The organism is Yersinia hibernica (genome assembly GCF_004124235.1).
Taxonomy (GTDB): Bacteria; Pseudomonadota; Gammaproteobacteria; order Enterobacterales; family Enterobacteriaceae; genus Yersinia; species Yersinia hibernica.
Genome location: NZ_CP032487.1, coordinates 2,887,257 through 2,903,120 on the forward strand (window position 1 = coordinate 2,887,257; position 15,864 = coordinate 2,903,120).

Genomic DNA, 15,864 nt, shown 5'->3' on the forward strand with positions numbered 1-15,864 from the left:
ATCGGTATTTACTCGCTAAATGCGACAGTGAAGTAGAATACCATCGTTAAAATGGTTTTTTATACCCAATAGATTGCCAGCAGCCAACACCCTTGCTGCTTGAAAAATGATGGGCAATCACTCGGGGACAGGTAACACTGTGGTGTACTTGATTTTTTCCATCGCAAAGCTCGATGTCACATCAATTAGCCCCGGGACACCATTAACCATGCGCTTGTAGAAGTTATCGTAGCTTTTCATATCAGCAACTTCCACTTGCATTAAATAGTCATATTCCCCGGCCATACGATAGAACGCCAGCACCTCTGGCATCTGCTTGGTGAACTCGACAAACTCTTGATACCAACCGCTATTATGCTGCTGAGTCTTGATCAGTACAAATGCAGTGAGTCCTAATCCTAATTTTTCACTGTCTAATAATGCCACTCGCCCACGAATAAACCCCTCATCTTCAAGGCGTTTCAAACGTTTCCAACAAGGTGTGGAGGTCAAATTGACGGCGTCGGCCAGCACTTGCAGTGATTGCGTGCAATCTTCTTGCAACATACACAGGAGTTTACGGTCAGTTTTATCTAACATAACGAGCAACCATAGAATAAATTTCTACCATTTGGCGATAAAGAAGTAAAAATGGCAACGTTTTTTTCTTTAATAACCGTTAATCTAGTTATCATAAGTTTACTATCTATATCGCAGGCTATAAATGACAAATACTTGGGTAAAAAATGCTATCAGTGAAATAGAAGCCGATTTTCAGCGCTCCGCTGATACCCACTTGATTCGGCTAAATCTGCCAGCATTTCCCGGCATTTATCTCTATTTAAAAGATGAAAGCACCCATCCGACTGGCAGCTTAAAGCACCGCTTGGCGCGTTCACTATTCCTTTATGGTTTGTGTAACGGCTGGATCAAAGAAGATACAACCATTATTGAAGCCTCCTCCGGAAGTACGGCGGTGTCCGAGGCCTATTTTGCCCGTTTGATTGGTTTGCCATTTATTGCCGTGATGCCGAGTTGCACCGCCCGACGTAAAGTTGAACAAATCACTTTCTATGGCGGCCGATGCCATTTTGTCGACCATGCTGGGCAAATTTATGCCGCCTCCGAGCAATTAGCCCGTGAGCTTAACGGCCACTATATGGACCAGTTCACTTATGCTGAGCGGGCGACTGATTGGCGTGGGAATAATAATATTGCCGATAGTATCTTCCGCCAAATGGCGCGCGAGCCTTTCCCTGTCCCTCACTATATTGTGATGAGCGCAGGTACCGGCGGGACCTCTGCAACTTTGGGCCGCTATATCCGCTACCAAGGGCACGATACCCAACTGATGGTTGTCGACCCGGAAAACTCAGTATTTTATGATTGCTTTTGCAACGGTGACCGCACAATAACGGGCAGTTGCGGCAGCCGGATTGAAGGGATTGGCCGACCACGGGCGGAACCATCATTCATTCCGCAAGTCATTGATAGCATGCTACGTGTGCCAGATGCCGCCAGTGTTGCCACTATCCATTGGTTGGAGGGCATTCTGGGGCGCAAAGTCGGTGCTTCCACCGGGACGAATGTCTGGGGAGCATTGCAATTGGCCAAACAGATGCGGGAACAGGGTAAAACCGGTGCCATCGTGACATTACTGTGTGATAGCGGTGAACGTTATCTTGATACTTATTACAACAGACAATGGGTGGGCCACAATATCGGCGATTTAACCCCATTCAGCAATGAACTAAATAACATGTAATTTATTGATAAATGGCCTTTAAACCGGCCATTTTAAAAGAAAAAAACCGGATGGTTATCCGGTTGGCTAATAGCTATCTTCAACATTATTGGTGCTAGCCCAATAACCCGATGATATACCTCAGAATTCGGGGGAATAGGTGAGGTGTGGTGAACTTAGCCAATGTTGCAAATAGTGCGCTACGCCCTGTTCCTCGCAGCGACCAATAACCTGTAATTGGGGTAACTCTTGTTTCAATTGTGGCAATGCATTTCCCATGACTAAGCCACGACCGACCCGCGACAACATCTCTTTATCATTCATCGCATCACCAAATGCCATGCAATCTGCCAGGGTTAAATCGAGGTGATGACTGAGCCGCTCTAAAGCAGCCCCTTTGTTACAACCACGAGGCAACATTTCGAGACAGTCCACGGCTGAAAAACAGAAATCGGCCTGGCCCGCCATTTGCTGCTCAAGCTGAACTTTGAGATAAACCAGCTCCTGATGTGGCGCAATAAAGCAGATTTTGTGGTTGCCAGTCAGCGGTAATGTATCTAGCGCGGTCAGTTGGAACTGAAAACGGCTGGTTTGATGGGCCGCCAACAATGCTGGGTCATTGTAATTAGTGAACCAACCATCATCGCGGAAAATATGAATACTGGCGTTCGTCTGCCAGGGGGTATGCAGCACAAAATCCACCAGTTCCGCAGGTAAATCCATACCATATAAGGGGGCGCCTTCCCTGTCACACACTCGGGTACCATTGCCGGTGATTAAATAACCATCAATACCTGAATGAGATAGAATTCCTTTCATATCAAGGTAATGCCGGCCTGTAGCAAAGGTCAGAATCATCCCGTTTTCCACTAACTGATGTAATGCATTTAATGTCGCGCCACCTATTCTATGGTCGCGCATCAGTAAAGTTCCATCCATATCAAAAGCGGCTAAACGGTACATGCAAAACCTCATCAAGAGTAAAACTGGTGGTAGGGATAAAATTATGGCGTAATATTTACTGAACTAATAGTGAACAATTAATTTAAACTGTTCCTGATTTATAGTCCCCCCTAAAAAGAGGGCAAATACGTTCATTTTGTCTGTATGGCTATTCTTTGTTTTTATAGTAAAAAATGGCAAATAAAATAGCCCTAATGGATAGGTTATTAATTATGCGCGTCATTCATCGGCTTACCCAATATCAACGTTTGCACCAAAAGTTCGGCGATAATCTGGCCGCCACTACAGTAGGTGAGGTCGCAAACCTGCTATTTTGTAGCGAACGCCATGCTCGCACCTTAATACAACAACTGCAGGCTAATGGCTGGCTCAGTTGGCACTCACAAGTAGGGCGCGGAAAACGGGCACAACTGCAATGCCTGAAAAGCCCCGACATGCTTCGGGCCACCTATCTGCAAAGTTTTCTCGAGCAAGGTTGCCATCAAGCAGCACTTGAGTTAGCTCAGCTGGAACCTGAACGCCTGCAAACCTTGCTAAATCCGCATATGGGGGGGCAATGGCAAGCAGACAGCCCAGTCTTGCGTATTCCCTACTACCGTACACTCGAGCCCTTAAACCCACTCACTGCCACTGGCCGGGCAGAACAGCACCTGATTTATACTTTGCACGCCGGTCTGACTCGGTTTAACACCGGTGATCCACAACCCAAACCGGATTTAGCCCATCACTGGCACGTCAGTGATGATGGTCTAAGCTGGCAATTCTTTTTACGCAGCCAATTACGGTGGCATAATGGGGAGCGTATTCGCGGCCAACAATTATTGCAGACGTTGGAGCTACTGCGAGAAAATAGGCGCAGTCAGCCTAGTTTTACCAACATTTTAACCATCACCCTGCCCCATGCCTTATGTCTACAATTTACACTTTCTCAGCCAGACTACTGGCTAGCTCATCGATTGGCTGACTTACCCTGCCGGTTATTTCACCCAGACCATCCACTACTAGGCGCAGGACCTTTTAAGCTGGCGACCTTCGAGCCGCATTTGGTGCGGCTGGAGCAACATGAGTTTTACCATTTGCAGCACCCTTATCTGGAAATCATCGAGTACTGGATAACCCCCAACCTAATGACACCATCAGCAGACGGGAGTTGCCAACATCCGGTGCGTATTACCATTGGTCAAGCAGAGGACGTGCCCTTAGCTCGCCCTGTTCAGCGCAGTATGAGCTTGGGGTTTTGCTACCTGGCGATTAATCAGCATCGCAGTAATATGACTACCAAACAAATAGCCAAATTATTGATGTTAGTGCAAACCTCCGGAATACTTGAGGCTCTCTCTATCCGTCGTGAAATTATTATGCCCAGCCATGAAATGCTACCTGGTTGGCCTATTCCGCAATTTACGAGTGAGGAAAACCCACCACTACCGGCCCATCTGATATTGATATACCAACCACCGCTGGAGCTTAAAAGTGTCGCCGAGCAGCTAAAGACGGTGCTTGCAGCACAGGGCTGCACCCTAGAAATCCGTGCCAGCCATGATAAACAGTGGAAAGATACCCACCAAATTGAACAGGCTGACTTATTATTAGCAGATCATTTAGTCGGTGAATCCCCTGAAGCGACCATGGAAAGCTGGCTCCGGCTTGACCCCCTGTGGCGAGGTATCCTCTCAGTGCAGCAGCAGGAACAACAGCAAAAAATACTGGCCCATATTCAGCAAATCGAGCAAGCTCCCGCACGCTTTCGCCAATTACGAGAATATTATAATAGCCTGATGCTCTCCGGGCTGATTCTGCCGCTGTTTAACTATCAATATCAGGTCAATGCCCCACCCCGAATTAATGGTGTGACGTTAACAGCTTACGGTTGGTTCGACTTCAGCCAGGCGTGGTTACCGCCGGCGACGGCTTGATAACATACTTCGGCGGCTACCTTTTATCACGCTATCTGAGTACCATACTGCCAGTTTTCAATTTTACCGTGAGATTGATGCTTTAAAACTCACCGCGTACGAGGTAACAGAATGAAACGTGCCGTAGTTGTTTTTAGTGGTGGACAAGACTCCACAACCTGCTTAATTCAAGCATTACAGCAATATGATGAAGTCCACTGCATTACTTTCGATTACGGACAGCGCCACCGCGCAGAAATCGATGTAGCGCGTAAGCTGGCAACGCAACTTGGTGCTAAAGCCCACAAGGTTCTGGATGTGGGGATGCTCAATGAGTTAGCCGTCAGCAGCTTGACCCGAGACAGCATTCCAGTACCGACGTACAGTGAAGAGGAGGGTAACTCACTCCCCAGCACATTCGTCCCTGGCCGTAATATTCTGTTTCTAACCTTGGCAGCTATTTATGCTTATCAGGTTCAAGCCCAGGCAGTAATTACCGGTGTCTGTGAAACCGACTTCTCCGGTTACCCAGATTGCCGGGATGAATTTGTTAAAGCCCTCAACCAAGCAATAGATTTAGGTATTGGTCGAAATATCGCATTCATTACCCCGCTGATGTGGCTGGATAAAGCCGAGACGTGGGCACTAGCTGATTATTATCAGCAACTTGACCGTGTCCGCCATGACACACTGACCTGCTATAATGGGATTCAAGGTGATGGCTGCGGCCAGTGTGCCGCCTGTCATATAAGGGCCAAGGGTCTGGAGTTCTATCTGGCCAATAAAGCTAAAATCCTATTAAATCTGAAACAAAAAACTGGGCTGATTTGATTTTTGCGGCTGAGCGACCACGTTAACGTTAAGTGCCAGTTTTCATGACCTCGCTCACTGGGAGCGAGGTATATCTCTATCAATCCCCCCTTAAAGCCCCCGGTTAACAAACTCTTGGAGCTTTTCGCGCAGTTCCCCATCAATCGGTAATGCCTTTTGGCTGCGTAAATCTATACAAACAAAAGTCAATTCAGCATCAGCCACAGGAATTAACTCAGGTTCTAGCGTGACAGTCTGTTTCATCACACCACTTTTTCCATTTAACCTTAATAACTGGCTATCAATTCGCAGCAAGTCTCCCAACACTGCCGGGTGGCGATAATTAATATTGATATTAACCACAATAAACGCGATTTGATTTTCAGCCATCCATTGTGCTGCAGGCTCACCATCAAGCCATTCCCAGCGGGCTTCTTCGAGAAACTCTAAATATCGGGCATTATTAACATGTTGAAAAACATCAATATGGAAACCCCTGACTTTGATATGAGTATGCATGGCGATGAACTTCTCCAGATAGTTAATTGTTATTATAAAAGGACAGAGACAACTGGTATGACCTCAAAAAAAGAATAGCAGAAGAAAATCAATTCATAATAGTTTGCTTACTATATAATCTGGATTAACGTCACAATTTCACCTTACAGGATGAAATACTGGAAGTTATTCATGGTGAAAAAGCCAGACAAATACAGCTAGCACCTGCCTGACTCCCCTCTAACGCTGACAGCTGACGTCTACATTCTAAGCTTGGTGCGATTCCGCTCTAAGAAAGAGGGGCCTATACCTGGTACTTCAAGCAGTTGCTCTGCATTAGTGAAAAGCCCAAATTGCTCACGATAATTAACAATGGCTTCAGCTTTCTTCCTGCCTATCCCGCTGAGAAACTGCGCCAATTGCTCTGCATCAGCACTATTAATATTTATATAACTCTGAGAGTTCTTTACAGAACTGTTTGGCGTGGCTGTAACCGTCATTTTGTCATGCGGGGATTTTACCGGGATATTGGGGATTACATCCCCCTTGGCAGTGGCTTTACTCGATGGGGCCAGCGCTTTATTTTCAGCCGCCCCTACAGAGGCATAAGCTAAAGATGGAATATTAAAACCTACCAATAATGCTGTTATTACAAATAATTTTCCTATGAATTTCATGCTGTATCCTCCTTGTGTTTGACAGCATGTCTACCTTGCCTCAGCCACCGATTTGTCGCAAAGGACAGATGTTAGATATGCGAAAGGCCGCCAAAGCGACCTTTCGTTGTTACATCGGATTGCAAATGAATGCGAAGCATATTGCGGTAATACTTTTATTGAGCTTGTTGTTGCTCCGCAGGGCCCATCTTGATGGTCGCCTGTTTATGCAAGTTTGCCATCAGCGCATCGAAGGTCACACTGCTAGCCCCTTCTTGCATTTTCGCGATGAAGGTTTTCATTTCACCTTCCGGTAATTTGCCCGGCGTTACAGATAACAGTTCAATCAATACAATGTTATCTTGACGATCCTGAGATAAACCGTACACCGGCTGATCTTTTTGTGGATGAGCCAATGCAAAGATAGTCTGCACTAATTGGTCATCATCAGGTGCCCGTGACAAGGTTTTCTTCTCACCGAAACTGATGCCCGCCGCTTTCATAGCCTCGGAGCCTTTGCCCTGCTTCAACGCAGTCAGGATCTGCTCACCATCAACACGCGCCAACTGTTCGGCCTTCTGACGTTTTACCAGTTCGGCAACCTGCTCACGAACTTGCTCAAATGGCTCAATACCTTCCGGCTTATGGCCGTCAATACGAATAACAAAAGCACGGTCGCCATCGACAGTGATGACATCTGAGTTGCTGCCAGGCGCGCCATTCTCGCCTACCAAGCCACCGTCAAAGATGGACTGCACAACAGGTTTGAAATTCAGCTCAGCTGGCACCGCATCGCGGGTAAACCAACCTGTTTGCTTAGCTTTAGTCCCAGCGGCTTCTTCAGCCGAAGCCAAAGATTCGTTATCGCTGGTAGCGGCCTCGCTGACTTTTTGCTGCAACGCGTAATAAGCATCAACCGCTTTTTCCTGCTTAACCTGTTTGGCCAGAGCATCATGAACTTCTGACAACGGTTTTACCTGTTCAGGTTTGATGTCATTCAGGCGCACAATCAAATAACCCACAGAGGATTTGACCACATCAGACAATTGGCCTTTTTCCGTCAAATTAGCTTGTTTCAGCTCATCAGCGGTGGTTTCTGGCTCCAACCAGCCCAGCTCCCCGCCATTCTTGCGGGAAATGATATCCGTAGATTTCTCTTTTGCTATCGCAGCAAAATCAGCACCTTTCTTCAGTTCATCCAGTGCGGCTTTGGCTTCATCTTGCGTTTTAAACTGAATAACACTGTAATTACGTTGCTCAGGGTGGGTATAGCTGCTTTTATGCTGATCGTAATAGGCGGTGATATCTTCTTCAGTAACGGTAATTTTATCCTGCATCGCCGCGGCATCCATCGCAATGAAACTGATTTTCATCTGTTCCGGTGCAATGAAGCTATTTTTGTTTTGATCATAATAAGCTTGCAGCTCTTCATCCGTCACTTTCTGCTGCGCTTGCAGTGCTTTGAGGTCAATCGTCGCCAAACGGACTTCACGTTGCTGTAAAATCAGCTCTGACATCGCCTGTGCTTCAACTGGCAGTACAAAGCCAGTATCACCAAAGGCTTGCAGCAATTGTTGATTAATAAGCTGCTGACGCTGCAATTGAGCAAATTGGTCTGGGGTGTAACCCATACGATTAACCAGCTCAAGATATTTGTTGTTGTCAAACTTCCCATCAGTCTGGAAATAAGGTGCCTGGCGGATGGCATCTTTCACTTGCTCGTCACTGGCAGTCAGGCCTAATTTTTTAGCATATTGGTCAAGCAACATATTATTGACCAACTGCCCAAGTACCTGTTGGCGTAATTGCAGCATGTAGCCTTCATTCGCGGCCAGCGCGGAGAATTGTTCACCCAATTGCTGTTGCAAACGGCCACGTTCACTCTGTACAGCCTGTTCTAACTGAGCACGACTAATCTCTTGGCCATTAACTTTGGCGGCGAAGTCGTTGGAACCGCCAATCAGATAGCTGCCAACCCCGGTCAGGATAAAAGACAACATGATCAAGGCCAGAATGATTTTGAGCACGACGTTATTAGCGGCCGCGCGTAAATTGTCCATCATAATGTGACAATACTCCGCTGTAATATGGATAAAAACTGCTGCGCAGGTCTAAATAAACCCAGCATTCCTTGCGACAGCCCTTCATGCTGCTGCGCGAAAAAAAAGCGCATCATTAACGATGCGCCTTGTATCTTACCTTACCAACTCAACTGCGTCAGGTTATTGTTTAGCACAAACAATATTCGGCTACAGCTGAGAATTGACGCGGCAATCAGTTTACTGCGTCTTTCAGGCCTTTACCGGCACGGAAGCCTGGTACTTTAGCCGCTGGAATACTGATTTCTTTGCCTGTCTGAGGGTTACGGCCAGTACGTGCAGAACGCTCACGTACTGCAAAAGTACCAAAACCAACCAGAGCTACGTCATCCCCTTCTTTCAAAGATTCAGTAACAGAAGCAATAATTGCATCCAACGCGCGCCCAGCGGCCGCTTTAGAAATATCAGCACCTGCGGCAATTTTGTCGATCAGTTGTGACTTATTCACTCTTTCATCCCCTTTAGAATTCTATCGTCGCGCCGAAAATCCCTACGGACAACACGACAGCGCAGCTGTTATATCAATCCTGCCTGACCATAGCAAGTCGCCCAAAGGCATAAACTTTTGCCAGACAGACGAACTAACTTAGCGGCACAAAAAATAGCTGGCAAGTAGCATTTCACTTACCAGCATCAGTTTTATCAATACTTCTTGCGATCCGTCACTATTTTGACACTACCGGCTGTGCCCCGAAGGCAGGATTTTGCAAAGCGATGGCTAAAACATCATCAATGCGCTTCACCGGATGAATTTCCAGATCAGCAATAACATTGTCTGGAATCTCTTCCAAATCACGTTTGTTATCATCTGGAATCAACACAACTTTGATCCCGCCGCGGTGAGCGGCCAGCAATTTCTCTTTTAAACCACCAATTGGCAATACTAAGCCACGTAAAGTGATTTCACCCGTCATAGCCACATCTGCACGCACTGGGTTACCCGTCAGACAAGAAACCAGTGCGGTACACATGGCAATACCGGCGCTTGGGCCATCTTTCGGCGTCGCCCCTTCAGGAACATGCACGTGGATATCGCGTTTTTCGTAAAAATCAGGATTAATACCTAATTTATCCGCGCGCGCGCGCACCACGGTCAATGCCGCTTGGATGGACTCCTGCATAACTTCACCGAGAGAACCAGTGTAAGTCAGCTTACCTTTGCCCGGTACACATGCAGTCTCGATGGTCAGCAAATCACCGCCCACTTCAGTCCATGCCAAGCCGGTGACTTGACCAACACGGTTTTCAGTATCAGCACGGCCGTAGTCGACTTTCTGGACACCCAAGAAATCTTTCAGGTTATCGCCAGTGATTTCAATATGCTTAACCGTTTTATCCATAAGCAGATTTTTGACTGCTTTACGACATAGTTTGGAGATCTCGCGCTCCAGACTGCGCACCCCAGCCTCACGGGTGTAGTAACGGATAATGCTCATAATCGCACTGTCATCGATGGTCAGCTCACCTTTCTTAATGGCGTTGCGCTCAAATTGCTTCGGCAGCAGATGCTGTTTGGCAATATTGAGTTTCTCATCTTCGGTATAACCAGACAGACGAATTACTTCCATACGATCTAGCAACGGTGCCGGAATATTCATGGAGTTAGAGGTCGCCACAAACATCACATCGGATAGATCATAATCAACTTCCAGATAATGGTCGTTAAATGCCACGTTTTGCTCTGGATCTAATACCTCCAGCAATGCAGACGCAGGATCACCGCGCATATCGGACGCCATTTTATCAATCTCATCCAACAGGAAGAGTGGGTTTTTCACCCCCACCTTTGCCATCTTCTGGATCAATTTACCCGGCATAGAACCGATATAGGTGCGACGGTGACCACGAATCTCGGCCTCATCGCGCACACCACCCAGAGCCATGCGCACATACTGGCGGCCTGTCGCACGAGCAATAGACTGCCCCAAGGAGGTTTTACCGACCCCAGGAGGCCCCACCAGACACAAGATTGGCCCTTTGATTTTGCTGACCCGGCTCTGCACTGCGAGATATTCTAAAATACGATCTTTCACACGTTCTAAGCCGTAATGGTCGGTATCCAGAACTTCCTGCGCTTTCACCAGATCTTTTTTAACTTTGCTGCGGCTGTTCCACGGAACCTGCAACATCCAATCAATGTAACCGCGAACCACTGTCGCTTCCGCCGACATCGGCGACATCATTTTCAGTTTTTGCAGTTCAGCTTCAGTTTTTTCGCGCGCATCTTTCGGCATTTTTGCTGCTTCGATTTTGCGTTTCAGCGCTTCGTGCTCATCTGGGGCATCGTCCATCTCGCCCAGTTCTTTCTGAATGGCTTTCATTTGCTCATTCAAATAGTACTCGCGCTGGCTCTTTTCCATCTGTTTTTTGACACGATTACGAATACGTTTTTCAACCTGCAACAGATCGATTTCGGATTCCATCATGGCCATCAAGTATTCTAGGCGTTCAGTGACATCGAACATTTCCAGAACAGCTTGTTTATCATTTAACTTCAACGGCATATGTGCCGCGATAGTGTCTGCCAGCCGTGCCGCGTCATCAATGCTATGCAGCGAGGCCAAGACTTCCGGTGGGATCTTTTTGTTCAGTTTGATATAGCCTTCAAACTGATTAATCGCCGTGCGAACCAAGACTTCTTGCTCACGGTCGTCCATCACTGGCGATTCAAGATATTCCGCCTGCGCGGCAAAATGTTCACCGCTATCGGAAAGCGTGGTGATACGCGCACGCTGTAGCCCTTCAACCAGCACTTTTACCGTACCATCAGGCAATTTCAGCATTTGCAGAATCGACGCTACGGTGCCGACTGAAAACAGATCATTGATACCAGGCTCATCAGTTGAGGCTTCTTTCTGCGCAACCAACATGATTTTTTTATCATGATCCATTGCAGCTTCCAGGCACCGAATCGACTTTTCCCGGCCAACAAACAGTGGGATCACCATATGCGGATAAACCACCACATCGCGCAGAGGCAATACGGGGATTTCTATGCGTTCGGAACGCTCAGGGTTCATAGAGCTCTCTCTTAGTTTAGCTTCCGCCAGATTGACTCGGAATCTCGTGAAACACGATCATCACGAGTTTCACTAAATAGGTAATTGAGTATATGGGGACGAATGTCTTACATTCAACGATTACAATGCGAGGAAAAAGAAATGGGGGATAAAATCCCCCATTGTCATACTAACCATCTGGATTATTTGGCTAATTATTCACCAGAAGCTTGCGCTTCAGGTTGACCATAAATCAGCATTGGTGCAGATTGACCAGCGATAACTGACTCATCTACCACCACTTTTTCTACACTTTCCATTGACGGTAAATCGTACATAGTATCCAGCAAAGCACCTTCTACGATAGAACGCAGGCCACGAGCACCGGTTTTACGTGCCATTGCTTTTTTGGCAATGGCTGTCAGCGCTTCATCGCGGAATTCAAGTTCTACACCTTCAAGATTGAATAATGCCTGATATTGTTTAGTCAGCGCGTTTTTCGGCTCTTTCAGAATTTGAATCAATGCATCTTCGCTCAGTTCACTCAGTGTGGCAACCACTGGCAGACGGCCAATAAATTCAGGGATTAAACCGAATTTAATCAAGTCTTCCGGCTCAGCCTGGCTTAATAACTCGCCCTCGGTGGCTTTTTCTGACTTGCCTTTTACTGTAGCGCCGAAGCCAATACCGCTGCCGGTATTAATACGCTGCCCGATAACTTTATCCAGACCCGCAAAAGCTCCCCCACAGATAAACAGAATCTTAGAGGTATCAACCTGCAAAAATTCCTGCTGTGGATGTTTGCGACCACCTTGCGGCGGAACCGCAGCAATAGTCCCTTCGATCAATTTCAGCAGAGCCTGCTGCACACCCTCACCCGATACATCGCGAGTAATGGATGGATTATCAGACTTACGTGAAATCTTATCAATTTCATCGATATAGACAATACCACGTTGCGCTTTCTGCACATCGTAATCACATTTCTGTAGCAGCTTCTGAATGATGTTTTCAACATCTTCACCCACATAACCGGCTTCGGTCAGTGTGGTTGCATCGGCCATGGTAAATGGCACATCCAAGAAGCGGGCCAATGTTTCCGCTAGCAGCGTTTTACCACTACCCGTTGGGCCAATGAGCAGAATATTGCTTTTACCCAACTCGATGCCATTACTGGTATCGCCATTGCGTAAACGTTTGTAATGGTTATACACCGCAACAGCCAACACCTTTTTCGCCGGCTCCTGCCCGATGACGTAATCATCCAGATGGCGGCGAATCTCGTGCGGCGTTGGCAGCGAACTACGCTCCCGGTGCGGCGCAACTTCTTTGATCTCTTCGCGAATAATGTCGTTACACAAATCAACACATTCATCGCAGATATACACTGACGGCCCGGCAATTAGCTTACGCACTTCATGCTGGCTTTTGCCGCAGAAAGAGCAATACAGCAGCTTTCCAGAACCGTCTTTGCGCTTATCTGTCATCAGTAAACCTCTTTTTCAGTATCTGCCACACCTGAAACTGTGTGGCAGGGAGACTATTCTCGCTATTTCTGTACGCCACGTTAGCTTTCAACGGACAGCCGGTATAATGGTAGTGAACAAACAATTCGCAATTGGCCTGTTTCAGCACTACGATTTGTTCTATTTACTTTCACTATAGTATATCGGCTCACAGAAATAAGTCGTTAGTCACGACGGGTGAACACAGAATCAACTAAACCGTATTCTACAGCCTGCTCGGCAGACAGGAAACGGTCACGCTCAGTGTCTCTCTCTATTTCTTCAAGAGATTTTCCCGTGTGATGTGCCATCAGTTCATTCATACGCGACTTCACTTTTAAAATCTCTTTCGCATGAATTTCAATATCGGTTGCCTGCCCCTGGAAGCCACCCAACGGTTGATGGATCATCACCCGTGAATTCGGCAAGCAGAAACGTTTGCCTTTAGCTCCCGCGGTCAACAAGAATGCCCCCATTGAACACGCCTGCCCCATGCAAATAGTGCTGACATCAGGCTTAATGAATTGCATGGTGTCATAAATTGACATCCCAGCAGTAATCACCCCACCTGGTGAGTTGATATACAGGAAGATGTCTTTTTCTGGATTTTCTGCTTCCAGGAACAGCATTTGCGCGGTGATCAGGTTAGCCATATGGTCTTCGACCTGACCGGTCAGAAAAATGATGCGCTCTTTTAGCAGTCGGGAGAAAATGTCGTAAGAACGTTCCCCACGTGAAGTCTGCTCAACCACCATTGGCACCAGAGCCATGTTAGGTGCAAATTGATCTCGTTCGCCACTGTATGACATTACCGTCTCCTAATAGAATTTACTTTGGCGCCATTCATCACCGATTCTACTTGAGATAAGGAATGATGACTATGTTCATGCGTGCAAACAGCCCGGCTAGCCGGACTCACTCGACGGTGGTAATCAGCCAGTGTTTCATCAACATCTTATATGAACGTCTGTTAGATTAATGGGGGGATTAATATTCATTTTCAAGCCCCAACAACATTTTTTTAGCCTAACAACCCTGTTTCTAACCTGAAAACCGCCACTCTCTGCCGTAATCCCGACGCCCTATTGATTATTTATCTGTTAAGTCTTTCATTTCACTTTTCAAATATAGCGCAGATTGTAGTGAAACAGGCCAGATTAATCATACTATTGAGGGATTATTGTTACGAAAAGAAAAAGCCCGCAGCCAAAGGCAACGGGCTTAATCAATCAAAACACCGGATAGATTACATCCAGTTTATGCGCTAAAAAACATTACGCAGTCGTGGTCTGATTCATCAGCTCACTGAAGGTAGTTGGTTTTTCAGTCACTTTGGCTTTAGCCAGCAGAGTTTCTACTGCTTGCTCTTCCAAAGCAACGTTACGCATATTGTTCATCAGCTCTTTGTTTTTGCTGTAGAACTCAATCACTTCTTGTGGATCTTCGTAAGCAGAAGCCATTTCTTCAATCAGTGCTTTAACACGATCTTCATCAGCTTTCAGCTCGTGCTGGCTGATAACTTCGCCCAGCAACAGACCGACAACAACACGGCGTTTAGCTTGTTCTTCGAACAATTCACGTGGCAATTCAGCAGCTTGTTTCTCGTTGCCACCGAAACGCTGTGCCGCCTGACGGCGCAGAACGTCGATTTCACCCTCAACCAGTGCCGCTGGAACGTCAATTTCGTTAGCGCTAACCAGACCGTCGATTGCCTGAGTTTTCACACGGTTACGTACCGCGCCTTTCAGCTCGCGTTCCATGTTTTTACGCACTTCAGCACGCAGGCCGGCAACTGAACCATCAGCAACGCCAAAACGTTTGATGAATTCTTCAGTCAGTTCTGGCAATTCACGCACTTCAACTTTCTTCAACACGATGTCGAATTTAGCTGATTTACCTTTCAGATTTTCTGCATGGTAATCTTCTGGGAAGTTTACGTCGATGGTGAATTCTTCACCGGCTTTATGGCCGATAACACCTTCTTCGAAACCTGGGATCATACGACCCTGACCCATGGCTAGCACGAAATCAGTCGCTTTGCCGCCTTCAAACACTTCACCATCGATAGAACCGGTGAAGTCCAGAGTTGCGCGATCTTCAGCAGTAGCTGCGGCGTCAGTTTCTTTCCAAGTTGCTTGTTGCTTACGCAGAGTTTCCAGCATGGTATCAACGTCAGCGTCATTAACTTCAACAACTGGCTTCTCAACTTCGATGCTTTCCAGATCTTTCAGCTCAACTTCCGGATACACTTCAAACTCAACGGAATAAGTAAAATCTTCACCCTGCTTGTATTGGCCTGGCACATAGTTAGGTGCGCCAGCTGGGTTAATTTTTTCTTTAATGATCGCATCAACAAAATTACGTTGCATCAGATCACCCAGTACGTCCTGGCGAACAGATGCGCCGTAACGCTGTTCAACAATGTTCATTGGCACATGGCCTTTACGGAAACCGTCAATACGAACATTTTTAGCGGCTTTAACTAATTCGCTTTTTACTGCTTTCTCAATGCTGTCAGCTGCAACAGTAATTGTTACACGGCGGCCAAGGCCTTGGGTGGTTTCAACAGAAACTTGCATCTTGTTACCTCAAAAAAATCACAGTGCTCGGTCAACTCCAGAAGCTGCAACGAAGCAGCACCATTACCCTTTCAGGAATGATGCGAACTCTGAAAACACCCTCTAAGAACCGGGACGGCCGCATTATACAGAACCGA

The 15,864-nt window shown here is 46.8% G+C and carries 13 protein-coding genes; 3 read left to right on the top strand and 10 right to left on the bottom strand.

All coding sequences use genetic code 11. The features are described 5' to 3' along the window. Window positions 1–117 precede the first annotated feature (117 nt). Window positions 118–579: an Lrp/AsnC family transcriptional regulator gene (locus tag D5F51_RS13675; RefSeq protein WP_025377429.1), complete on the bottom strand. Its 462-nt coding sequence runs from the start codon at window positions 577–579 to the stop codon at window positions 118–120. A 124-nt stretch (window positions 580–703) separates the two neighbouring features. On the opposite strand from D5F51_RS13675, the gene D5F51_RS13680 reads away from it, so the two are divergent. Continuing rightward, window positions 704–1,744 (top strand): PLP-dependent cysteine synthase family protein, encoded by a 1,041-nt coding sequence (locus D5F51_RS13680; RefSeq protein ID WP_129197336.1) that lies wholly within the window; start codon window positions 704–706, stop codon window positions 1,742–1,744. 120 nt (window positions 1,745–1,864) lie between these two features. Here D5F51_RS13680 and cof read toward each other — a convergent pair whose 3' ends face one another. Next, window positions 1,865–2,686 (bottom strand): HMP-PP phosphatase, encoded by an 822-nt coding sequence (cof, locus tag D5F51_RS13685; protein WP_025377427.1) that lies wholly within the window; start codon window positions 2,684–2,686, stop codon window positions 1,865–1,867. Window positions 2,687–2,898: 212 nt separating this feature from the next. On the opposite strand from cof, the gene D5F51_RS13690 reads away from it, so the two are divergent. Then, window positions 2,899–4,602 carry an SgrR family transcriptional regulator gene (locus D5F51_RS13690; RefSeq protein WP_129197338.1) on the top strand — a complete coding sequence of 568 codons (1,704 nt, stop codon included), beginning with the start codon at window positions 2,899–2,901 and terminating at the stop codon, window positions 4,600–4,602. 111 nt (window positions 4,603–4,713) lie between these two features. Next, a complete protein-coding gene (queC, locus tag D5F51_RS13695; RefSeq protein WP_129197340.1) occupies window positions 4,714–5,412 on the top strand; it encodes a 7-cyano-7-deazaguanine synthase QueC in 699 nt (232 codons plus the stop codon). Window positions 5,413–5,502: 90 nt separating this feature from the next. Here the strand turns inward: queC and D5F51_RS13700 are convergent, their stop codons facing one another. The 8 genes from D5F51_RS13700 to tig all read right to left on the bottom strand — a co-directional run bounded on the left by D5F51_RS13700 (window position 5,503) and on the right by tig (window position 15,727). Then, window positions 5,503–5,910, bottom strand: a complete 408-nt coding sequence (locus D5F51_RS13700; RefSeq protein ID WP_025377424.1) for an acyl-CoA thioesterase — start codon at window positions 5,908–5,910, stop codon at window positions 5,503–5,505. A gap of 239 nt (window positions 5,911–6,149) precedes the next feature. Further along, complete coding sequence (locus D5F51_RS13705) at window positions 6,150–6,566, bottom strand: ComEA family DNA-binding protein (RefSeq protein WP_129197342.1); 417 nt, start codon at window positions 6,564–6,566, stop codon at window positions 6,150–6,152. A gap of 155 nt (window positions 6,567–6,721) precedes the next feature. Beyond that, window positions 6,722–8,608, bottom strand: coding sequence for a peptidylprolyl isomerase (ppiD, locus tag D5F51_RS13710; RefSeq protein WP_129197344.1), 1,887 nt, complete (start codon window positions 8,606–8,608; stop codon window positions 6,722–6,724). A gap of 211 nt (window positions 8,609–8,819) precedes the next feature. After that, window positions 8,820–9,092: a nucleoid-associated protein HU-beta gene (gene hupB, locus D5F51_RS13715; protein ID WP_004392663.1), complete on the bottom strand. Its 273-nt coding sequence runs from the start codon at window positions 9,090–9,092 to the stop codon at window positions 8,820–8,822. A 217-nt stretch (window positions 9,093–9,309) separates the two neighbouring features. Further along, window positions 9,310–11,664: an endopeptidase La gene (gene lon, locus D5F51_RS13720; RefSeq protein ID WP_005163502.1), complete on the bottom strand. Its 2,355-nt coding sequence runs from the start codon at window positions 11,662–11,664 to the stop codon at window positions 9,310–9,312. A 194-nt stretch (window positions 11,665–11,858) separates the two neighbouring features. Next, a complete protein-coding gene (gene clpX / locus D5F51_RS13725) occupies window positions 11,859–13,130 on the bottom strand; it encodes an ATP-dependent protease ATP-binding subunit ClpX (protein WP_005163503.1) in 1,272 nt (423 codons plus the stop codon). A 203-nt stretch (window positions 13,131–13,333) separates the two neighbouring features. Beyond that, window positions 13,334–13,957, bottom strand: a complete 624-nt coding sequence (gene clpP / locus D5F51_RS13730) for an ATP-dependent Clp endopeptidase proteolytic subunit ClpP (protein ID WP_004714577.1) — start codon at window positions 13,955–13,957, stop codon at window positions 13,334–13,336. A 465-nt stretch (window positions 13,958–14,422) separates the two neighbouring features. Next, a complete protein-coding gene (gene tig, locus D5F51_RS13735; RefSeq protein ID WP_087769377.1) occupies window positions 14,423–15,727 on the bottom strand; it encodes a trigger factor in 1,305 nt (434 codons plus the stop codon). Between the last annotated feature and the right edge of the window lie 137 nt (window positions 15,728–15,864).